Origin of the sequence: Paenibacillus sp. FSL W8-0426, from assembly GCF_037969725.1 — a bacterium.
In the GTDB taxonomy this organism is placed as follows: domain Bacteria; phylum Bacillota; class Bacilli; order Paenibacillales; family Paenibacillaceae; genus Paenibacillus; species Paenibacillus hubeiensis.
The window spans coordinates 4483791-4507145 of the sequence record NZ_CP150203.1 but is presented as its reverse complement, the minus strand read 5'-3'; the positions used below and the strand labels follow the sequence as shown (position 1 = coordinate 4507145).

General features: G+C 50.2%; 17 protein-coding genes and 1 other annotated feature. Of the genes, 16 read left to right on the top strand and 1 reads right to left on the bottom strand.

The genetic code is table 11. The annotated features are described in order from the left end of the window. The first annotated feature begins 366 nt into the window (after positions 1–366). From pflB to MKY59_RS20015, 16 genes are all read left to right on the top strand, one after another. Positions 367–2625 (top strand): formate C-acetyltransferase, encoded by a 2259-nt coding sequence (pflB, locus tag MKY59_RS20090; protein ID WP_339273379.1) that lies wholly within the window; start codon positions 367–369, stop codon positions 2623–2625. A 56-nt stretch (positions 2626–2681) separates the two neighbouring features. Next, positions 2682–3434: a pyruvate formate-lyase-activating protein gene (gene pflA, locus MKY59_RS20085; protein WP_339273377.1), complete on the top strand. Its 753-nt coding sequence runs from the start codon at positions 2682–2684 to the stop codon at positions 3432–3434. A 247-nt stretch (positions 3435–3681) separates the two neighbouring features. Continuing rightward, positions 3682–5046, top strand: a complete 1365-nt coding sequence (locus MKY59_RS20080; RefSeq protein WP_339273376.1) for an extracellular solute-binding protein — start codon at positions 3682–3684, stop codon at positions 5044–5046. A 51-nt stretch (positions 5047–5097) separates the two neighbouring features. Next, positions 5098–5982 carry a sugar ABC transporter permease gene (locus MKY59_RS20075; protein WP_339273374.1) on the top strand — a complete coding sequence of 295 codons (885 nt, stop codon included), beginning with the start codon at positions 5098–5100 and terminating at the stop codon, positions 5980–5982. After that, on the top strand, positions 5982–6812 hold the full coding sequence (locus MKY59_RS20070; protein ID WP_339273372.1) for a carbohydrate ABC transporter permease: 831 nt from the start codon (positions 5982–5984) through the stop codon (positions 6810–6812). The genes MKY59_RS20075 and MKY59_RS20070 overlap by 1 nt, the downstream gene beginning before the upstream one ends. A gap of 30 nt (positions 6813–6842) precedes the next feature. After that, positions 6843–8678, top strand: coding sequence for a sensor histidine kinase (locus tag MKY59_RS20065; protein ID WP_339273370.1), 1836 nt, complete (start codon positions 6843–6845; stop codon positions 8676–8678). Continuing rightward, entirely contained in the window at positions 8679–10331 is a 1653-nt protein-coding gene (locus MKY59_RS20060) for a response regulator (protein WP_339273368.1), read from the top strand. After that, a complete protein-coding gene (gene nagZ / locus MKY59_RS20055; RefSeq protein WP_339273367.1) occupies positions 10328–11914 on the top strand; it encodes a beta-N-acetylhexosaminidase in 1587 nt (528 codons plus the stop codon). The genes MKY59_RS20060 and nagZ overlap by 4 nt, the downstream gene beginning before the upstream one ends. 252 nt (positions 11915–12166) lie before the next feature. Continuing rightward, on the top strand, positions 12167–14524 hold the full coding sequence (locus MKY59_RS20050; RefSeq protein ID WP_339273366.1) for a copper amine oxidase N-terminal domain-containing protein: 2358 nt from the start codon (positions 12167–12169) through the stop codon (positions 14522–14524). 578 nt (positions 14525–15102) lie between these two features. Continuing rightward, positions 15103–15561 (top strand): Fur family transcriptional regulator, encoded by a 459-nt coding sequence (locus tag MKY59_RS20045; RefSeq protein ID WP_236420025.1) that lies wholly within the window; start codon positions 15103–15105, stop codon positions 15559–15561. A gap of 3 nt (positions 15562–15564) precedes the next feature. After that, positions 15565–15819: a membrane protein insertion efficiency factor YidD gene (gene yidD / locus MKY59_RS20040; protein WP_236420023.1), complete on the top strand. Its 255-nt coding sequence runs from the start codon at positions 15565–15567 to the stop codon at positions 15817–15819. Between the two features lie 52 nt (positions 15820–15871). Beyond that, positions 15872–16129 (top strand) — a binding site (T-box leader). A 50-nt stretch (positions 16130–16179) separates the two neighbouring features. After that, a complete protein-coding gene (gene metG / locus MKY59_RS20035) occupies positions 16180–18195 on the top strand; it encodes a methionine--tRNA ligase (RefSeq protein ID WP_339273364.1) in 2016 nt (671 codons plus the stop codon). 353 nt (positions 18196–18548) lie between these two features. Next, positions 18549–19526, top strand: a complete 978-nt coding sequence (locus MKY59_RS20030; RefSeq protein WP_339278442.1) for a zinc ABC transporter substrate-binding protein — start codon at positions 18549–18551, stop codon at positions 19524–19526. Positions 19527–19579: 53 nt separating this feature from the next. After that, the gene (locus MKY59_RS20025; RefSeq protein WP_236420019.1) at positions 19580–20338 is read left to right on the top strand and encodes a metal ABC transporter ATP-binding protein; all 759 of its coding nucleotides are present in this window, start codon (positions 19580–19582) and stop codon (positions 20336–20338) included. Between the two features lie 50 nt (positions 20339–20388). Further along, positions 20389–21192 (top strand): metal ABC transporter permease, encoded by an 804-nt coding sequence (locus tag MKY59_RS20020; protein ID WP_236420017.1) that lies wholly within the window; start codon positions 20389–20391, stop codon positions 21190–21192. Positions 21193–21256: 64 nt separating this feature from the next. After that, positions 21257–21970, top strand: a complete 714-nt coding sequence (locus MKY59_RS20015; protein ID WP_236420015.1) for a cytochrome c biogenesis protein CcdA — start codon at positions 21257–21259, stop codon at positions 21968–21970. Between the two features lie 208 nt (positions 21971–22178). Here the strand turns inward: MKY59_RS20015 and splB are convergent, their stop codons facing one another. Then, positions 22179–23249 (bottom strand): spore photoproduct lyase, encoded by a 1071-nt coding sequence (gene splB / locus MKY59_RS20010; RefSeq protein ID WP_339273361.1) that lies wholly within the window; start codon positions 23247–23249, stop codon positions 22179–22181. Positions 23250–23355: the final 106 nt, after the last annotated feature.

Sequence of the window (23355 nt, the reverse complement as noted above, 5' to 3'; positions counted from 1 at the left end):
GTAAATGTAAATGTTCTTTGTTCAGTTGATAAAATTCAATCGGGAGATATGGAGTGGATTGCGATCGGAAGTTGTTCTACTCTCGCAGTGGCTAATGTGAATTAATGTAATTCACTATGATTCAGCAATGGTGGAGTGAAGAAGCTCACTGACTTTGTGATAAAAATCACAGAGTGTGAAACAACGTAAACGTATAATGAAAACAGAAAGAAAACAATTAATTCCGCGGTTCCGGGTTCCTATAAGAGAGAGTATCGATCCGGCATATGTGAAAATCTTCACATTATATCGCGGTTCTGGACACGGATGCGACGTGCGAGACAACCTGTCCCGTGTCCGGAAATCCAAATTACGGAGGGATTAACGATGTCGGTGATTGAAAAAGATGTCAAAGTGCAAGCAGGCTGGAGAAACTTTGTCAAAGGTACTTGGAACAGATCCGTAGACGTAAACGATTTTCTGGTGCGCAACCTGACGCCGTATTACGGGGACGAAGAGTTCCTTGCAGGCGCAACCCAAAATACGAAGGACCTGTGGGAAATCGTTTCCGATTTGACGAAAAAGGAACGCGAGAACGGCGGTGTCCTGGACGTGGACGTGAATACGCCTTCCACGATCGTGTCCCATCAGCCGGGTTATCTGGATAAAGAGAAAGAACAGATCGTCGGCGTTCAGACCGATGCTCCGTTCAAACGTTCCATTCAGCCGTTCGGCGGCATTCGCATGATGATTGATGCATGTCAGGCTTACGGTTTCGAGATGCCTCAAGAAGTCATTGACATATTCACGAACATTCGCAAAACGCATAACCAAGGCGTGTTCGATGCCTATACATCCGAAATGCGCGCAGCGCGCAAAGCGGGGATCATTACCGGCCTTCCGGATGCATACGGCCGCGGCCGCATCATCGGCGACTATCGTCGAGTGGCCTTGTACGGTGTAGACTTCCTGATCCGGGACAAAAAATCACAGCTGAATTCGCTGGAAGTGGACGCCATGGACGAAGATGTCATTCGTCTGCGCGAAGAGATCTCCGAACAGATTCGTGCGCTGCAAGAACTGAAGCAGTTGGGCGAAATGCACGGCTTCGATATCTCCTTGCCGGCCACCAACGCCAAAGAAGCTTTCCAATGGCTGTACTTCGGCTACCTGGCTGCCATCAAGGAACAAAACGGTGCGGCAATGTCTCTCGGACGGGTATCCTCTTTCCTGGACATTTACATCGAGCGCGACCTGCAGGAAGGCGTGCTGACCGAAGAACAGGCGCAAGAGCTGGTCGATCATTTCGTCATGAAACTGCGCATCGTGAAATTTCTGCGCACGCCGGATTACAACGAGTTGTTCAGCGGCGACCCGACCTGGGTTACCGAATCCATCGGCGGAATGTCCGTTAACGGCGAAACCCGCGTAACCAAAAACAGCTTCCGTTTCCTGCACACGCTCTATAATTTGGGCCCTGCACCAGAACCGAATTTGACGGTTCTCTGGTCCGTGAAGCTGCCGGAAGCGTTCAAGGAATATTGCACTAAAGTTTCGATCGAAACGAGCTCGATCCAATATGAAAACGACGATTTGATGCGCCCGATCTATGGCGACGATTACGGCATTGCCTGCTGCGTATCCGCGATGAAGATCGGCAAACAAATGCAGTTCTTCGGCGCCCGCGCCAACTTGGCCAAAGCGCTGCTGTATGCGATCAACGGTGGACGCGACGAAAAATCGGGCGCGCAGGTCGGACCGGAATATCCGGCGATCACCACCGAGGTGCTCGATTACAACGAAGTGCTGAAACGCTTCAAACCGATGATGGAATGGCTGGCCAAACTGTACATGAACACGCTGAACGTCATTCACTACATGCACGACAAATACAGCTATGAACGCATCGAAATGGCATTGCACGACCGTGACATCCTGCGTACGATGGCTTGCGGCATCGCCGGATTGTCGGTAGCCGCCGATTCCCTGAGCGCGATCAAATACGCCAAAGTCAAACCGATCCGCAACGAGCAAGGCATCGCGGTCGACTTCGAAATCGAAGGCGAATTCCCTTGCTACGGCAACAACGATGATCGTGTAGACAGCATTGCGGTTGAACTGGTCGAATCTTTCATGGGCATGATCCGGAAACACAAAGCTTATCGCAACGCACTGCCTACCCAATCCGTGCTGACCATTACATCGAACGTGGTATATGGCAAGAAAACAGGCACAACGCCGGATGGACGCAAAGCGGGCGAACCGTTTGCTCCGGGAGCCAACCCTATGCACGGACGCGACAAAAAAGGGGCCCTTGCTTCCCTTGGCTCTGTAGCCAAATTGCCTTACGAGCACAGCCTTGATGGTATCTCCAACACGTTCTCCATCGTGCCTAAAGCACTGGGTAAAGAGGGCGATATCCGTAAATCCAACCTTGTCGCCATGATGGACGGATATTTTGGCCAAGGCGCTCATCATCTGAACGTCAACGTGTTTGACCGTCAACAGCTGATCGATGCGATGGAGCATCCGGAAAACTATCCGCAGCTGACCGTTCGGGTATCGGGTTATGCCGTCAACTTCATCAAGCTGACTCGCGAACAACAGCTCGACGTCATTAACCGTACGTTCCACGGTTCGATGTAATAGAGAAGAAACAACATAAACGCACAGCGGATGCGGAAAAGAAAGGAAGAGGCAGCATGGTTAACGGACATATTCACTCACTCGAAACTTTCGGGACGGTTGACGGCCCAGGCATCCGCTTCGTGCTATTTATGCAAGGATGTCATCTGAAATGCCAGTATTGCCACAACCCGGATACATGGGCGCTTGATGGGGGCCGGGATATGAGCGTGGAAGAAGTTCTTGCGGAAATCGAGCCCTACTTGACCTATTATCGCAGTTCCGGTGGCGGACTTACGGTGTCGGGAGGTGAACCGACGCTGCAGGCTCATTTTGTGGCCCAAGTTTTCAAAGAAGTGAAGCGGCGTTGGGGACTGCATACTACCTTAGACAGCAACGGCTACAATGAACCGGATCGCATTCTTGACTTGTTGGACCATACCGATCTGGTCATGCTGGACCTGAAGCATATCGATGATGAAAAGCATATCCAGCTTACCGGGAAATCCAATGAGAGAACGCTTCGTATGGCCCGCTGGTTATCCGATCATGATCGGAAAATGTGGATTCGCCACGTATACGTGCCCGGCATTCATAATGATGAGCAGGATTTGCTTAATCTGGGCCGATATATCGGCACGTTGAACGGGGTAGAGAAGTTTGAGATTTTGCCCTATCACCAGATGGGCATCTACAAATGGCAGGCGCTGGGTAAGGTGTACCCGCTCGATGGCGTGCCTTCTCCAACCGAAGAAGAGGTGGAACGGGCGTATCGCCTGATTGAACAGGGCCGGAAGGAAACGGCTGGCACACTTGCTGGGACGAAATGATCCAGATCCATGGGTCTGCTAGAAATCAACAAACGTATATATGGATCCGCTATTCAGGCAGTCTTTGCGACCGATGTCGCCGAGACTGTTTTTTTGTTGCATTTTACAGGAGGAACACGAAGAGGCTTGTTCAGTGAAGGATTTTATCCCCTCATTGATGAATTGTCATCCTTACGATGGAAGCTCCGGCTTTTTATAATCAGAGTGTAAAACCAAAAGCGCAAAATGCCGAGGAGGGTCAACGACGATGAAAAAAAGAATGATCATGCTGCTCTCACTGCTGCTTGTCACTTCCTGGACGCTGGCTGCATGTGCGGGCTCAGGGAACGAAAATCCGCAGGGAGCCTCAGGTTCGGCCCCGGAAACGAGCAAGGAACCGGTGGAAATGCTGCTGCGTCACACCCAAGTAGGGGCGGATAAACAGAAACGGCTGGCCATTCTGCAGGACGTCGTCGCCAAAGTGGAGAGCGAGGTGCCTAATCTGACCTTTACGCTGGACGGGGTCGAATCCGATGTGAACCGGAAGGAAAAGCTTCGCGGAGAGATGGCTGCCGGCAATCCGCCGGATATATTCGAACTGTTCGGCAGTCCGGATTCGAAGGTGTATGCCAAGGAAGGCATGCTGCTGGATCTCACGCCGATTTTGCAAGAGCTGGGCATCCAGGATCAGTTTACATCCCTTGAACCGTTCACGTATGAAGGCAAAGTATACGGACTGCCGATCGGGGGTTCGGGAGAAGGCTTTTTCTACAACAAAGAATATTTTGCACAAAAGGGCTGGCAAGCACCGACCACCATGGCTGAACTGGAAAACATGCTGGCCGAGATCAAAGCGGATGGCAAAGTACCGCTTGCATCTGCTTCCAAGGCGGGCTGGGTCCCGCTGATGTTAACGAACCATCTGTGGTCCCGTTACGCCGGGCCCGAGATTACCGCGAAGTTTGCAACAGGTGAAGCCAAGTGGACCGACCCGGGCGTGGTTCAAGGCTTTGCGAAGCATAAGGAATGGGTCGATAAGGGTTATTTCAAAAAAGGCGAGCTCGGCTTCGAATACGCAGAGTACACGACTCAATTCACAAGTGGCGAAGCGATACTGATGTATGACGGAACATGGAAATCATCCGTATTCAAGGAAGGACAGAGCGGGGAATCGCTCATCGGCAAGGTAGGATTTTTCAATATGCCGCCAGTAGAGAACGGAGTGGGCGATCAGACCTCACTCATGCGTGACGTCAATAATGGCTATGGTTTCTCGGCAGCCGTAGCGGAAGATCCTCAGAAGCTGGAGGCGGTAAAAGCGTTTATCAAAAACTTCTACAATGAAGACATGCAGGTGCGCGGACTTGTGGAAGATGGGGTGCTGCCTGCCATGAAGCTGGATGAGAAGGTATTGACGGACAGTATTACCGATGAACTGATGAAAGAAATCGTTGCTGTCCTGAATGCATCCAAAACGTCATTTCCGGCATTCGACGCGCTGGTTCAGGCGGATGTAACCACCGAGATCAGCAACCTGCAGATTCAAAAACTGATCGGCGGGCAGACCACGCCGGAGAAGATGGCGGAGGAGCTGCAGCAAGTTCAGGAGGAAGCGAACGCATCCGTGGAATAACGGATACACCTGGACCATCGCTGCAACTGAAGTTACTGAAGGAGGCTGAACATGAATACTTCACTCCGCAGCCCGCTGATCTATGCGCTGTTTGTATTGCCGGCATTGATTCTGTTTGTAATGTTTTTTCTGTATCCGATCGGCAGCTCCCTGTATTATAGCTTGACCAGCTGGAACGGCGTTTCGACAGACCCACGCTTTGTGGGTTTGTCGAATTACGCCAAGGCGTTGTCTGATGAGCGGTTTTGGATTTCCACGCGGAACAACGGCTTTTTTATCGGGTTTTCCGTATTGATCCAGGTTCCGTTGATTGTATTATTCTCATTGCTTATTGCCAACGTCAAACGATTCAAGGGGTTATACAAAACGGCTGTTTTTTTACCTTCCATTATGTCAACGGCGGTCATCGGCATTTTGTGGGGATTTATCTATGAGCCCAACATCGGGTTGTTGAACCAACTGCTGAATACGTTTGGCATTCCGCCGGTGTATTGGCTCTCCGATAATCGCTTTGCGATGCTGTCCATTCTGGTAACCAATGCCTGGCAGTGGACCGGATTTTACATCGTTATGGTGCTGGCGGCTATTCTGGCCATTCCCCGTGACCTGGAGGAAGCTGCAGCCATCGATGGTGCAACGGCCGTACAGCGGGCCACCCGAATCACGCTGCCCTTGATCAGGCCCATTATTTCGGTCGTCATCATGCTGTCCATTGCCGGAGCGATGAAGGCGGCAGATATTGTGCTTGTCATGACCAAAGGCGGTCCCGCCGGGTCCACCGAGGTGCTCGCCACGTATATGATCAAATACGCGATCACCAATTTTAAATACGGCTACGGCAATACCGTCGCGGTCCTGATCTTTGCGCTGACACTTGTGCTTACGGCTGTATATCAGCTGTTGGTAGCGAGGCACAACGAAAGGGTGGAGTATTGATGGTGAAGAGTATACGGAGCACCATTCCTCATGTGCTGTTGATGCTGTATTTAATCGCCATTCTGTTTCCCTTTTTATTTGTCATCTTCTCTTCATTCAAACAGGATAACAATGAGATCGCACTCCATCCGTTCAGTCTGCCGACCCACTGGGTGTTCAGCAATTACGTGGAAGCCTGGGTCAACGCCAAGATCGGTACGTATTTCTGGAACAGCATGTACATTTCGGTTCTGTCCTCGGCAGGTACCATTATACTGGGGGCCATGTTTGCTTTTGCCGTAACCCGCATGAGACACCGCAAGTGGAGCCTGTTCCTGTACAGTCTCGTTCTGGCTGGCATGCTCATTCCGAATAATGCGCTGATGCTGCCCATTTATTTGCTCGTCCGCAAGCTTGGCATATTGGATACGCATCTGGCTCTGATCGTTCCTTATGTAGCGAATGCGATTCCATTCACGATCATCATACTGGCTGCATTCATAAGATCCCTCCCTGGAGAGATTGAAGAAGCAGCGGTGATGGATGGCTTGAGGGCCCCGGGAATCTTTGCTAAAATAGTGATACCTCTTACGGTTCCAGCCATCGTTACGGTATTTATCGTGAATTTCCTCGGCAACTGGAACGAATTTTTGCTCGCCAACTATTTCCTATCTACAGATAAGCTGCGCACCCTGCCTGTAGGCATGGTCCAGTTTCGTGATCAGTATCAGATGAACTATGCCCAGATGTCCGCAGGAATCGTATACAGCGTTGTGCCTGTTATTGTCATCTACGCCATACTGCAGGAGAAAATTATTGAAGGTGTGACCGCCGGCAGTGTCAAAGGTTGATGGACGAGGCGGTGAATGGGGAGAACGGATATGAACTTGCGCATGAAGCTGGCCATGGCCTTTCTGCTGCTGATCATTGTACCGATGTGCGGATTAGGGATCGGGATGTTTCTGGTCACCTCACATACGATCGAGAAAAAATACAACCAGCAGGCCGAATACGCCCTTCAGGCCATCAGCTACAATATCGAGAACGTTTTTCAGCAGATTAACAATGTCACCGATAACGGAATCGCCACGTCGGTATTTCAAATGGCACTTAACGCCAAGGACCCGACCAAACAGGATCTCGGAACCGGTAACCAGTTGTCGCTTAATGCCAGCCAGCGCAATTTTCGTTCCCTTCTATATAACTATCCGTTTATCAGCTATGCTTTCTTGTATGATTTGCGTTCATCCCAGAACAATCAGATCGTCTCCATATTCACCAAGGAAAATTTTGAAGCGCTTCCATTTCGACAGTTCAAGGTTCATCCCTTATTCCAGGAAATCCAGCAGCTTAACGGTGTGCCCAAATGGCTTGCACCACTGGAGTATCCCGAACTTACCGGCGTCGATCCTGTCTTTACGCAGATCAGGCTGGTGAAGGAGCTCAGTTATTTTCAAAATATCGGGATTCTTGTTGTTCAGATCAAAAAGGGAGAGATCGATCGGATCTTCCGACATCTGCAGATTAGCGATTCCGCACAAAATACATCCTTTCTATTAATGAATGAAGAAGGTTTGATCGTCTATGACCCTACCGGCCGGTACAGCGGGGAGAAGATAGAGAACCTCGGTGTCAACACAGTCAGTTACGGGCCCGGCTTCAGCAGCATTCGGACGGTATTTGACGGCACGGAGAGCATCCTGTCCCAGTATCATCTGAAAAACTACGGCTGGAGTTTAATCAGCGTAACTTCATGGGAAGCGCTGTCGGCTGAAACGAATGTGTTTGCAGGCTGGTCGGTCATTATCATTCTGGTTTGCCTTCTTGCGGCAATGGTCTTCAATTTGTTTTTCATGAACCGTATTACCGGCAATATTGCGGTATTAGTCCGCTTCATGCGGCGAGTGGAGGATGGTGACTTTAGCGCACGGGTGAAGGGAACAGGGTTCGATGAGATGCAGCTTCTAGCCCATGGATTTAATGAACTGCTGGACCGGATCGGAAGCTTGTTTCGTCGTGTGCGGGCAGAGCAGCAGCAGAAGGCCAAGGCTGAACTGCGTGTGCTGCAGGCTCAGATCAAACCACACTTCCTGTTCAATACATTGGAGTCGATCAACGGGCTGGCCATGCGTGGAGAAGGACGGAAAGTCAGCGAAATGGTGAACCGTCTCGGCAATATTCTTCGGATCAGCATTCAAGATCAGGAGGAAATAGCACTGGGCGAGGAAGTAAGGCATCTCCAGAGTTATCTTGAAATACAACAATACAGATTCAGTGATTTGTTTACGTACGAAATAGATATTCCTGCTCATTTGTACACATCCTTCGTACTTAAACTGACGTTGCAGCCATTAGTAGAAAATAGCATCCAGCATGGCTTCGAGGGCATTGAGTACAAGGGAGTGCTTCGGATCCGTGCATTCGAGGATCGCCATAATCTGGTACTGCGGGTGGAGGATAACGGACTTGGCATTCCCCAGGAAATATTGGGGAGATTCGAGTACATGGCAGAGGACCCTCCGGTACATCCGCATGCAAATGAAGGGGAGCAGTCCCCGTCTTCAATGGCCGAGCGCCGCGGGCTGGGTTTACGAAGTGTGGCGGATCGGATACGAATCCGATATGGGGCAGGATACGGCATATTCATCTGTTCAGCTCCAGGCCACGGGACAGTGATTCAATGCATAATTCCACGATATGAGCAGGGGGATGCCTAGATGAATCTGACCGCAATGCTAGTTGATGACGAACTGCCGATTTTGGAAAATTTGAGCTTGATCCTGCCCTGGGAGGACATGGGGATTGAACTTGCGGGCACGGCCAGAAGCGGGGCTGAAGCGCTGGATAAAGCGGCTGATTGTCATCCGGACATCATGCTGTGCGATATTCGCATGCCTGCCATGGATGGTTTGGAGCTTATTCGAATACTGCGCGAACGGGGCGAGTCATGTGAAATTATTTTGCTGACCGGATACCAGCAGTTTGAATATGCCCGAACGGCCATCCGCTACAACGTACATGAATACATATGCAAACCGATTGATTACTTGGATTTGGAGAACAAACTGCGCGAGTTAACCGAACAGATTCATAAGAAGCGCAGGGCAAGCGAGTCTGAGCACCATCGTCATGTAGAGATGGAAAACTGGATCAGACATAAACATGTGACCGACTTACTGCGGGGTGAAAAGGGAATTTCTCCGTGCTGCTCTGTGCCGTCAACAGAAGGGCTGTGCTCTTCTGATCGCTATATTCTCATCCTTGTGAATGCGGAAGGTTACTTCCGCCATTCCATCGGCTGGTCTGCTGACCAGCATCAGCAATGGCATGATGTGATCAATGCCAGTCTTGCAGATTTAACGGAAGCCCTGGAAGAAAGCATGATTATTGCCGTACGCAAAGGGGAATGGGGGATTCTGCTGAAGGCTGCGACCGGATGGGAGCAGCAGGCAGATGAATTGGAACAGCGTATCCGATGGAGGCTTAATGCCATGTTTGCCAAAGACCCGGCAATGAAGGCAAGAACGATTCGGGACGATCAGCCCGTGCGTTTGGATCAACAGATTACCGAGCGATACCTGCACTGTCAGCGCAGGTTGATGATTTCATTCGAAACCAGCGATGAGACGAGGTCGCTACCCACTTCCGCTCACCCCATCTTACGGCCAAACGACGAAGCATTCCAAAAGGCGGCGTGGGTGACCAAAGAGGACCTCGATCTGCTGACTCGCTGTATTCGGCAGGGGAACAAGCAGGGGGTGTTCAATCTGCTGCATTCCCTTAAGCAGCAGCTGAACCAAACTAAATTTTCATCGGACAGCATAGGTGAAAGCAATATTCGATTTTTGCTCGTACACATGCTGGGAGAGTTGAGGGAGGTTCATGCGCTTGCCGAACAGGAAGAAAAGCAGTTCTGGGACGCGCTGCAAATGGCAGCCTCCATGAAGGAATTGATCGAACTGGCGGAAGCGATCGCCCATGCCTGGCATAACAAACAAGGCACGTCACGTCCTTCGACTTCAGATTTGATAAAGTCTGCATGTGATTATATGGACACACATCTGGACCGTGATCTTGGCATCGATGAGGTTGCAGATTGGCTGGGAATCAGTTCAAGCTACTTTTGTCAGCTGTTCAAAAGCCATGCAGGAGTCACATTTGTTGAATATTTGACCCATAAACGGATGGAGAGCGCAGCGCACTTATTGAGTACAACGGAGTGGAGCATTACAGCGATCGGGGAAGCCACGGGGTATAAAGAACGGCGTTATTTCTCCAAAGTATTTCACAAACATTTTCATATGAAGCCATCGGAATACAGGCAGAGCAAGAGAGCAGCTACTTCATTGGAGGAGGGAATGCTTTCATGAGACCATGGGAAAATTTCACGCTGGAGCAGAAGGTCGGCCAGCTGTTTATGTGCGGCTTTCATGGACAGCGAGCGGATGCACAGATCACCCGTTTAATCCAGGACTACCATGTTGGGGGCGTCATTTATTTCAGGCGCAATGTGGAGAGCGTGGAACAATTGACCCGCTTGTCTGCCGAATTGCAAAGGATGGCCGCTAAAAGCAGTGAACTGCCGCTTATGATCTCGGTGGATCAGGAGGGCGGCATGGTTGCCAGAATCGATAAAGACGGCGTGACCAGAGTACCGGGTAATATGGCGCTCGGGGCGACAGGCAACCCGGATTACACGTATCAATGTGCACGGATTCTTGGGGATGAGCTGAAACGGATTGGAATCGATATGAACCTTGCACCAGTCCTCGACGTGAACAATAACGCGCTAAATCCGGTGATTGGAGTGAGATCCTATGGGGAAAACGCGGAGAAGGTGGCCGCTCATGGTGCGACAGCCATTACAGGATATCAGTCGCGGGGCATAGCCGCAACAGCGAAGCATTTTCCAGGGCATGGAGATACGGCCGTGGATTCTCATCTCGGCATGGTAACCGTTCCCCATGGGCGGGAGAGACTGGAGGAGGTAGAACTGCTGCCTTTTCGCCAGGCCATTGAGGCGGGCGTGGATGCCATCATGACAGCACATGTCATTTTTCCGGCGATCGAACCAGAGCCGATTCCCGCAACGTTGTCCCGCAGCGTATTACATGGTTTATTGCGCAAAGAAATGGGGTTCGAAGGAATAATCATCACAGATTGCCTGGAGATGCATGCCATCTCCAAACCGTATGGAGTCGCGAAGGCGGCTGTCCGTGCTGTGAAGGCAGGAGCGGATTTGATCCTGGTCAGTCATACCCTTGACGAACAGATCGCAGCCATAGAGGCAGTGGCAGAAGCGGTTCGCCACGGAGAAATCGACGAGCAGATCATTGACCAGGCGCTGGAGCGTGTCGTGAATTGGAAGCTAAAACGCTGTAGCGATCAACCAAGCGAACCATCGAGTATGACAGATTCGTTTTCATCCGTCCCGCACGATGTACTGTTACACGAAATTGCGTGCCAGAGCATCACCGTGGTACATAATGACGGTTTACTGCCCTTAAAACCCGAACAAAACGTGTTCGTTATATGGCCCGAGGTTGTACAGCGAACAGAGGTGGATGAGCCTTGGTCCCATTCGGATTCGCTTGGTAGGGTGCTTGGGCAATTCAGGAATCATGTCCGCGAGTATAAAATAACGACCCAGCCGTCCTATGATGAAGCAGAACGAATTTTGCAAAGCGTGATAAAGGGAGACCAAGTCATCGTATGCACCTATACCTCGGCAGGAGTTCTTCCCAAAGGTCAGCGCAACATAATCCAACGGCTGAGTGAGAAACATTCATTGATTGTCGTAGCTTTGCGTAATCCCTATGATCTGTTCGAAATTCCCCGGCCGGGAGCTTACGTGTGCACATATGAAAATACGCCTGCCGTGGTACGTGGACTCTCCCTTTTGATTACGGGCGAATTGAATCCGAGTGGAAGCTTGCCCGTCCGATTAAGTTAACATGGAAGGCAAGGACAAACCTTTCCGTTATGTGGTGAAGTTCATCCATATAGCGGCAAGGTTTTTTTGATGGATGAAGCTATGAATGCAATGAAATGATAACTAACTATTTTCATAGTGTTATCGCTCTATTAAAACTTTACATTTCTAATCAAATAATTTTAGCAACTTTTCCCGGTCACCCGCGTCTAATAGTATGACTTTTTGAGGGGGATAATATTACGTGGGAGCAGAAGGAGCCAAAGAAAAAGAATGAATTTGAAGAAAAAATTGTCCATATTTACCGCTTTAGCTGTTTTTCAAGCATTTGCAGTTGGTTCGGTGAATGCGCAACCAGCAGCTCAAGGCGATGCAGAACCAGTTCATACTGCCAAAGTAAAATCCGTAGAGGTCATCAAGAAAGAACAGCCGCTTGCCGAGAGTGAAGTCAAGACAGGGAGCAGCGACGCTTCCAACAGTGCTCAGTCCACTGAAGGCAAAGAAACTTCTACAACAACCGAAACAGCACCGACAACTGAAACAACGCCAACAACCGGAACAACACCAACCAAAGAAGTAACGCCAACAACACCAGCAACAGGTGTGGATACACCAACCACAGATGGGGAAACATCAGCGACTGAACCTGATCCGGATGCTGCGGACCAAGAAGACGGCAGCGCGGAGGATGTCGAGACTCCAACGACCCCTGTTCAGGCAGAGCAACCTTCTGCAGGAGGAACGTCTTCCGGAACATCAGGCGGTGATCTGACGCTGTACATGAACAGCAACAAAATGGAGCAAGACGGAAAGACGTATTTGGCTGGGCAGCCCATGACGGTCAAAAACGGCGTGTCGTATGTTGCCATTCGGGCATTGGTAGACCGTGTAGGATATGAAGTCAAATATGACAACACCACCAAGGAAACGATCATTATTAGCGGCGAAAGCGAGCTTCGTTTCAAAACGAACAGCACGGTCTACACCGTAAATGGCGAGTCCAGAACGATGAAAGGCCCTGCCTATCAGCAAAAAAATACGTTCATGGTCCCGTTAACTTCCATTACGCAGGCCTTGAACATTACTTATAAAGTAAATCAGTCGGCCAAAACGGTTGTGCTGAATCTGAATACCAAACCGGTTGCAAGCTTCAAGATTTCCCAAAAGGAAATTTTTGCAGGTGACAAGGTAGATTACGTGACTTCATCCAGTTCTCCGAAAGGGTTGAACATTGTTGACGAACGCTGGACCGGCCGTCAGGAATCGTTCGATCAGCCCGGCACGTATACGATTACTTATGAAGTTCAGGATTCGAGCGGTCAATGGAGCGACCCGTATTCCGTAACCATTCAAGTACAGAAACCAAACCTGCCTCCTGTCGCCATGTTCGAGACCGACAAGGAAGAGTACAAGATGGGCGAAAAAATCACGTATATCGACCAAAGTACGGATGATGAAAACGCCATCGAAAAAGTGGAATGGGATAACAATGCACTGGCCTTCTTCGTTCCAGGGCCCAAAACGGTGACCATCACCGTTACGGACAAACACGGTGAAACCGACACATACAGCAAAGTCATTACAATTACCAATGAGACGTTGTATACTCTTTCTGATTTCAATCAGCTTTTCACCCCGGTAGGACAGAAATTCGTCTTTAACGGCGGCGATGTGCCTGCTATGGAAAAAGTGCCTTATACGTATACAGACGAACCAAGCCTGCTGATCCGCAGCAACAGTCCGGAAACGGTGAATTCCGAAGGTATTGTATATAAAGAGTCTTCTTTCGGTCAGACCCGCTTCATGATTCACCATGTAAACAACACGGGGAAAGCCGTTAAAATGTATGTTGTCGCAACGAACAACAACGCGTATACGGCGCAACTCGAACAGCAAAACATGGGCTTTGCGGGACCTTCCCCAATCGCTACAGCCGCAGGGAAATTGTCCATTGACCGATGGTTCCAGTCGATGCAGGAAGGTAAGGATCAAAAGAAAATCTATATTGAGCCTGGCGACAGCAAGCTGATTTTGACGGAGCTTAGTGCGCTGCCGATGAAACAAGGACAAGTTATTTCGCTCTATTCGGACGTATTCAGTGATTATCAACTCGATTATAACGTCATCATGATCGATGCAAACAAAGATCCGATGGAAGCTTTGGCTACATTGCCTGTGCTTGACCGCGACGGCGTTCATAACCGTGGTACGTATCCGAATGCTACACGGGTTATTACCTACGATGAGCCAATCGGTGCCAAACCGTCCCGCATGCCGCTTGGCGATAATGCAAGCGATCCGAATCTGGTCGGAACGGATCCGATGGCTTACACGGATGCGTCCAATGCAGGCAACTTTGGCGTGTTATACAAAATTACGCTGAACAACGTTGCTCCACGGACGTTGATTTCCCTGAACCCTCGCGGAGGCAAATACTCCGGCGTTGCCCTGGTCAATGGTCAGGTTGTACAGATTGCGCAAAGCAGCTCCGTTAGCGCGCCGAATGAACAAAGCGTGCTTTATCGCACCGGATCTTATGGAGAGAGCGTAACGATTCTGTTCTCTGCCGCACCGGGTAGCAATCTGCCGGTTAACTTGTTGTTCACACCGCTTCCAGAAGAGAAAAAATAACAATTTTTATATAAACCGCAAAAAACATACACACGTTAACGGAGAGTCAGGAGCAATCTGGAGAAGCGAAGCAGTCGCCTTTATCACCGGATTTTCCCTTCTAGAGAAGGGGAATCAAAAAAATCTGGGGATAACAGCGATCGGAAGATGGTGCTGCACTCGTAGTGGCCTTGTGTGATTGATTAGTGCGGTTTATATAGATGGACCGGAAAACGGACGGTTTGGAGTGAGAGCTTATATTATCGTATACCCTGTCACCCCAAAAGTCGCCCGAACAGAAACTTGTTCTAAACCGTCATGGAAGGACTCCGCAAGGAGTCCTTTTTCGTAGGTTTGCAGTCAGCTGAATGCACATATTCCGTCCGTGCATAGATACGCTCATGCGAGGTTTCCTCAGGGAAGTTCATGCTGGATGATCGATCGGGCGGCTGACTGCTTTCGTTGACTCGAAGCGAAATTTGAGGCATTATTAGTAGTAAGAAAATACAAGCGGCCATTTGCATCGGTTACAGCACCGCTCTGTCGGCTTTGCTTGACCCATTGCATGAGCATATGTATGGCAGGAGGTGTTGCAGGTCATGCTGACAACAGAGCAGATTATTAGCACGATGTCCTCGCAGGGGCTTCGCATCACGGATCAGCGGAAAACGCTGGCCAGGTTGTTTGCCGAATCTCCCGGTTTTTTGACACCGAAGGACGTTTATGAATATATGAGCAAAAACTATAGCGGACTCAGCTTCGACACGGTGTACCGCAATTTGCGGGTGATGCAGGAATTGGGTGTACTGGAGCAGATTATTTTTGAGGACGGGGTGAAGTTCCGCGCCCATTGCAGCGAGGATCATCACCATCACCATATGATTTGCCTGAAATGCCAAAAAACATATCCGATCGTATTTTGCCCCATGCAGCTTGCGGATGCGCCGGAACAATTTCAGGTTGTGGATCATAAATTCGAAGTGTTCGGGTATTGTAAAGATTGTGCGGAGCATGCTCCGGCCAAAGCGGTTTCGGGACATTCTCACGGGAAGCATTAAGCGATGAAGCTGACGCGAAAAATGGCACAGGCGCCCATTCGGGTATATCGCAGCTGCATTTCTCCGCTCAAGCCGCCGACCTGCCGTTTTTATCCGACATGTTCGGCGTACGCGATGGAGGCCATTGAGGTGCATGGCGCCTTGAAAGGATCATGGCTGGCCGCAAAGCGCATCGCCAAATGTCATCCGTTCCATCCGGGCGGCGTGGATTTGGTCCCGCCGAAAGCGGACAAATCCGTCATAGCTTCTTCCAAATAGTCTGCAGCCGACTTGACAAAAGGGGCAGCGTTTCAGTATATTTCATGTATAATAATTTCCAGTGAAGGGATAAGTACAGACACACCCCCAGCGCAGAGAGCCGGAGAAGCTGAGAACCGGTCTGGGAGGAGGCTGGAAAATGGTCCTGGAGGGACCTCTTTCGAGCATGCAGTGCGGGATTAACCGCTTGCTGTAAGATTGGGGCGTGATCCAGCGTTAATGGACGGTCTGAGGACCGACAGAGCCCGTGGTTTGCGAAAAGCGCGGGGAATTTGGGTGGTAACACGTGAGAACAACTCGCGTCCCATTGGGGCGGGAGTTTTTTTGTGTTCTTTAAACCGAAAAGGAGGCAAATCAGCCATGGCTGAACAAAAAACGTTTTATCTGACGACACCAATCTATTATCCAAGCGACAAGCTGCACATCGGGCATGCTTATACGACGGTGGCTGGCGATGCGATGGCCCGGTACAAACGTCTGCGCGGATACGATGTCCGTTATTTGACGGGCACGGATGAGCATGGACAAAAAATCGAACAAAAAGCGCAAGAGAAAGGCCAAACGCCGCAAGCTTTCGTCGATGGCATCGTAGCAGGCATCAAGGATCTGTGGAAAAAGCTGGACATCTCTCACGACGACTTTATCCGTACCACGGAAGAGCGTCACAAAACGGTGGTGCAGGACATTTTCGACCGTTTGCTGAAACAGGGCGACATTTATAAAGGAGAGTACGAAGGCTGGTACAGCATTCCGGACGAAACCTATTATACGGAAACCCAGCTGGTGGACGTGGAGCGGAACGAGCAGGGCGACATTGTTGCCGCGAAAAGCCCGGACAGCGGTCATCCGGTGGAATTGGTGAAAGAAGAATCCTACTTCTTCCGGATGAGCAAATATGCCGATCGTTTGCTGCAATTTTATGAGGAGAACCCTGGCTTCATTCAGCCGGAGTCCCGCAAAAACGAAATGATCAACAACTTCATCAAGCCTGGCTTGGAGGATTTGGCCGTCTCCCGGACGACGTTTGAATGGGGCGTCAAAGTAAAAGGCGACCCGAAACACGTCGTATACGTATGGACCGATGCGCTGTCCAACTATATCACGGCACTGGGCTACGGCTCCGCCGATTCGTCGCTCTACGACAAGTTCTGGCCGGCGGACGTACATTTGGTCGGTAAAGAGATCGTACGTTTCCATACGATCTATTGGCCGATCATGCTGATGGCGCTTGACCTGCCATTGCCGAAAAAGGTATTTGCGCACGGTTGGCTGCTGATGAAGGACGGTAAAATGTCCAAATCCAAAGGCAATGTGGTTGACCCGGTTACGCTGATTGACCGTTACGGTCTGGATGCGCTGCGATACTACCTGCTGCGCGAAGTTCCATTCGGTTCGGACGGCACCTTTACGCCAGAAAGCTTCGTGGAACGCGTCAATTCCGATTTGGCGAACGACCTCGGCAACCTGCTGAACCGTACCGTAGCGATGGTTGATAAATATTTCGAAGGCAAAGCACCGGCATTTGCTTCCGGCGTAACCGAATTCGATGCTTCTCTTGAAGAAGCGGGCCATGCGGCCGTGGAAAAAGTGGAGCAGGCGATGGAAAATCTGCAGTTCTCCGTTGCGTTAACGGCAATCAGCCAATTTGTAAGCCGCAGCAACAAGTACATCGACGAGACTCAGCCGTGGGCGTTGGCTCGTGACGAAGAGAAACGCAGCGAACTGGCTTCGGTCATGTCCCATCTGATCGAAAGCCTGCGCATCGCTTCCATCTTGCTGCAACCGTTCCTCACGCGTGCACCGCTTAAAATTTGGGAACAGCTCGGCATCCAGGAAGGCGAGCTTACTGCTTGGGATACAACGAAGCAATGGGGACTGATCCCGGCAGGAAATGCGCTGCAAAAGGGAGATCCGATTTTCCCGCGCCTGGATGCAGAACAGGAAGTGGCTTACATCTCCGAAGCCATGACCGGCGGCAAAAAGGCGGATGCACAGCCTGAGGCGCCGCAAGCAAACACAGCGGCTGAAGCCGTGGAGGCACCGGAGAGCAAAGAAGAGATCGGCATCGATGACTTCGCGAAAGTCGAGCTGCGCGTAGCGCAGGTTATCGCCTGCGAGCCCGTCAAAAAAGCGGATAAATTGCTGAAGCTGCAGCTGGACCTCGGTTATGAGCAGCGTCAGGTCGTATCCGGTATCGCGAAGTTTTATTCGCCGGAAGACATGGTCGGCCGCAAAGTCATTTGCGTAACGAACCTGAAACCGGTGAAGCTGCGCGGCGAGCTGTCCCAAGGCATGATTTTGGCGGCATCGCATGGCGATCAGCTTACGCTTGCTACCGTTCCTGACAGCATGCCCAATGGCGCACAAGTAAAATAACGGAACAGCATGCTTGTATGCATAAATAAACTATGGCACCCGTATGTGCTGCATGAAAGTGACCCGATTCGTCGGGTCACTTTTTTCACCATTTTTTTAGCCAGAAAGGGGCCATGAAGGGGGACAACCAGGCATAGACTGATAAAAGCTCCGCAGATCTGGATAGAATGAAAAGGAGAGCACGCTTGACAACGGTGGGTAGGTTACCTATAATTCTATCAGTAATATTTACGATTAAGTGATGCGGAGTGATAGAAAAAATGAAATTTTTGAGAGAAAAACCGTCATTGATTCAGGCGACTGCCCGGCGCAAAGGCAAGCGGTCTCGTCTGCTTTGGAGCAGTTTGCTGGTTATGAGTTTGCTAATCTTGTCCGCTTGTGGGCAAAACAGCTCCAATAGTGCCAAAATCGAAGAAGGCAAAGTCAACGTCGTAACGACGTTTTATCCGGTGTACGCTTTTACGGCTGCGATCGGCGGAGATGATGCGAACGTAATCAACTTGCTGCCAACCGGGGTAGAGCCGCATGACTGGACGCCAAAGAGCCAAGATATCGTCAACACGTCCAAAGCCCAGCTTTTCTTATATAACGGTGCCGGGCTTGAAGGGTGGGTGCCGAATTTCCTCAAGTCGCTGGATAGCGACTCCAAGGTTAAAGCAGTGGCGGTCAGCGACGGCGTGGATCTCTTGATGGCGGAAGGCGACGATGGCCACGATCATGGTGCGGAACAATCGGAAGAACACGCTCATGAGGATGAACATGCCGACGAACATGCAAACGACGCGGGGTCAGAAGAGGTAGACAGTCATCATATCGACCCTCACACATGGGTGAGTCCGAAATCAGCCTTGATCATGGCCGAAAATATCAAAAACAGCCTTGTGGAAGCAGATCCTGCTCACAAAGAAGGCTACGAGCAGCGTTACAAAGCGCTTCAAACCAAATTGGCAGCACTGGATCAACGATTTGCCGACGAGCTTTCCAAAGTGCCGAACAAGGAAATCGTCGTATCCCATCAGGCGTTTGGTTATCTGGCACGCGATTACGGCCTGACACAGCATGCGATCATGGGACTGTCCCCGGACGCTGAGCCGACGGGTCAGGATATCGTGAATCTGTCTAAGCTTGTAAAGGAAGAAGGCATCAAGTACATTTTCTTCGAGGAACTGGTATCCGACAAACTGGCCAAAACGTTGGCTGGCGAAGCCGGCGTGGAAACGATGGTCTTGAACCCGGTAGAGGGGCTGACGAAAGAGCAGGCAGCAAGCGGAGACGATTATTTCACTTTAATGGAGAAAAATTTGCAAAATCTCCTGATCGCATTAAAATAAGATAGACTGGGATTCGTCCGAATCCTGAAATAGAAAGAAAGGGTGGCTTTGCCATGCAGCAAATCATGCCACTATGTCATGATCCCATCATCGAAATCGAGCAATTGTCGTTTTCCTATGGTGAACAGAAAGTCATTGAACATTTGAATTTCATGGTGCAAGAGCGGGACTTCGTGGGCATCATCGGATCGAACGGCGCCGGCAAAACAACGCTGCTGCGTATGTTGGTCGGGCTTCTGCCGCCTGCGAAAGGCGACATTAAGTTGTTCGGCCAGTCCATTCGCAAATTCAAGGATTGGCAGCGCATCGGATATGTTCCGCAAAAAAATGCTTTCAATCCATTATTTCCGGCAACGGTGCGAGAGGTTGTCATGTCCGGCCTGTACAACAACAAAAACATGTTTCGCCGCATGACACGCCAGGCCAACCAGCAATGTGCGGATGCCATGCAGGTCATGCGAATCGAGGACATTGCGCACAAACGGATTGGACAGCTCTCTGGCGGGCAGCAGCAGCGCGTGTTTCTGGCGCGGGCGCTCATCAACCGTCCGGATCTGCTTGTTCTTGACGAACCAACCGTGGGGATTGACGCGGAGTCCCAGGATACTTTTTTTGAACTGATTACCCATATGCATGAGCATCACCGGATGACTTTCCTTATGGTCTCCCATGACATGAACCGAATGGAAAATTATCTAGGTTCGCAGCCGGCGGTAACGAACGGTAAAATTCATTTTCATGTTCGTCACTCGCATGAGGTGGAGGATTGCGCGGAAACCAATCTGCAGCATACGACGGCGCAGGTGCGGTAAACGGCAGTTGTCCGCCAGAATAGAGCAAGGCCGAAGGAGTCGTGTACGTTTTGGAAATTTTAATGAGTGATTTTTTTCAGCGGGCATTGGCAGGCGGGTTGCTGATTGGCATCACCGCCCCGCTGATTGGATTGTTTCTGGTATTGCGCCGTCTATCCATGATCGGAGATACGCTCTCTCACGTTACGATTGCCGGGGTTGCCCTCGGTTTTTTGATTGAGGTATATCCGATTGCGGTAGGGCTTGTGTTTGCGGTGCTTGCCTCATTTGCGATTGAGAAATTGCGCAAGGCTTACAAAAGCTATGCGGAATTGTCCATCGCGATTATTATGTCCGGCGGCGTGGCGCTGGCCTCGCTGTTCTTTACGCTTGGCAAGGGATACAATACCGATGTGATGAGTTATCTTTTCGGAAGCATCTATACGCTGGATGCAACCGACCTGAAGCTGGTCGGCATCGTTACGTTGATTGTCGTTGTCATCGTTGCCTTGCTTCATAAGGAGTTTTTTCTGCTTAGCTTTGAAGAGGATGCAGCGGCAGTGACGGGATTGCCGGTTCGTGTGCTGAACATGTTGATTACGGTCATGACGGCATTGGTCATTAGCACAGCCATCAAAATCGTGGGTGCTTTGCTCGTATCTGCGTTGCTGACCATACCGGTTGCCGTCAGTTTGTTGATGGCAAGAAGTTTCAAGTCGGCAATAGTATTGTCCGTGGTCATCGGTGAGATTGCCGTGGTCATTGGATTGGTTGTAGCAGGGATCTGGAACCTGGCACCGGGTGCTACGATTGTACTGCTGTTGATTATGATGCTGATCATGACGATGGTCGCCAAAAAGGGATTCCGTGCCTGACGCTTGAACGTGATCAAATGTGCAATTGGCAAGTGAGCTTCCACAGAAGGGAGACATTCGCTTCATGCCTGATGTTAACGTATGGCTGGCTTTTATAGCCGGATTTGCATCATTTATATCCCCTTGTTGTTTACCTCTGTATCCGTCATATCTTTCCTATATCACCGGCATGACGGTGCAGCGCCTGAAAGATGAGCGCAACCAGCGCGAAGTTCGCATGAAAACGATGACGCACACGCTGGCGTTCATTTTAGGTTTTTCGGCGGTATTTTATTCGCTTGGATTGGGTGCAGGGCTGTTCGGACGTTTTTTCAATGATAATCGCGAGCTCATCCGGCAGCTATCCGCCATTCTGATCATGTTGATGGGGTTATTCCTGCTTGGGGTGTTCAAACCGCAGTTTCTGATGAAAGAGCGCAAGCTGGAGTTGAAATGGAAACCTGCGGGATATGTAGGGTCTTTTGTATTCGGCATTGGCTTCTCTGCAGGATGGTCCCCGTGTATCGGCCCCATTTTAACGGCAATCATTGCGATGGCTGCAAGTGAACCGACGACATGGTTTGCGTTGATTACCGGTTATACGGTCGGATTTGCCGTTCCGTTTTTTGTTCTTGCTTTTTTTATCGGCTCGACCCGCTGGATTTTGCGTTATTCCAATGCGATGATGAAAGTGGGCGGGGCGTTAATGCTGTTCCTTGGCATATTGCTGTTCACTGACCAGATGACCAAGATTACGATTTGGCTGCAGCAGATTACGCCGGATTGGATGATTATTTAAGGGGAAAATCTGGTGATAAATGCGAAGCGTATGCTTTCGATGGAGCTTTCTTACAGAAAGCTTTTAGCTTCGCTTCTTCAGATTGGTTCTGCCTCTCCGTGATCGTGTGTTATTTGTGGCTTATATAGCCATAGTTTGATAGTAGCAGTCCCATGAACGCTGGATGCGAATCCGGTTCATGGGGCTTTTTTGGTTGGATGCGAAACAGTCAAGTGAAATAGTCGATGTTGGCTAATGGAAAATGTTCAAAAATTTGCTCCGTAATGAATTCGCGCAGCGCGTCCTGCTGGTCGTCTTTGTAGACGTATTTATACTGCCCCCAACGGCCCCATTTCATTTTGCGTTTTTCGATATCCATTTCAAGTTTGGTTTTGGGGTAACGTTTCTCGATCGTGGCTTTGGCCGTTTTGGTGAAACGGTGCTGGATCATTTCAAAGGTAAGATTGCTGGTCGCCTCCTCAGGGAGGGTATCCGCGAGCTTTTGCAGCAATTCGGCGTAGCCTTTCTCCCAGCCGTCGTACCAAATAATTGGAGCGATAATAAAACCGAGCGGATAACCGGCATGGGCAATTTTCCCTGCAGCTTCGATTCGTTCTTCGAATCTGGAAGTTGCGGGTTCGAAATTTTTAATAACGTAATCGGCATTAACGCTGAAACGAATGCGGGTATGGCCGTTATGCTTAATATCCAGCAGCGGTTCAACATGATGGTACTTGGTCACAAAACGCAAGCGTCCGTATGGTTCGTCAGCCATGAAACGAATCAGGTCCCCCAAATTTCCCGTAATATGCTCCAGGCCCACCGGATCGGATGTACAGGCTGCCTCGAAGCGGGTAATTTCAGGTGCTCGTTCGTCGATATAACCCTTCGCTGCCTGGATGATTTCCTCGGTATTTACATAGACCCTTACATATGGCTTGGCCCCCAAGGTAGTTTGCAGGTAACAATAATGGCAATGGCCCATACATCCTGTCGAAATCGGAATGGCATACTCCGCTGAAGGTTTGGATTGGTCAAATTTCAGCGTTTTTCGTACGCCCACAACGAGTGTGCGTTTGGCCATGCGATATTTTTCCTGCTCCGTCTCTCCCGGTAAATTCGTAATTCTGTTATGGGAAGTGGTCATTTGGTAAGGAATGTCTTGGGACTTGACCCACTCCATGATGCGTTTTCCTTTGTCGTATTCCAGCGCGCCGGGTTCAAAATAGACCAAATCGGGAATAAAGGGTTTAGTCCCCTTTGCCTTCCGGACGGGAGGAGACGCTGTGCTCGTACTCATAAGGTTGGTTTGCTCCTTTCATGGCTGGCTGCCAAGATTAGTTTGGGTTATTTGGAGCAGATGCACGCATGCCAAATACTTGAGCGGTTTTTGCGTTCATGGTGGG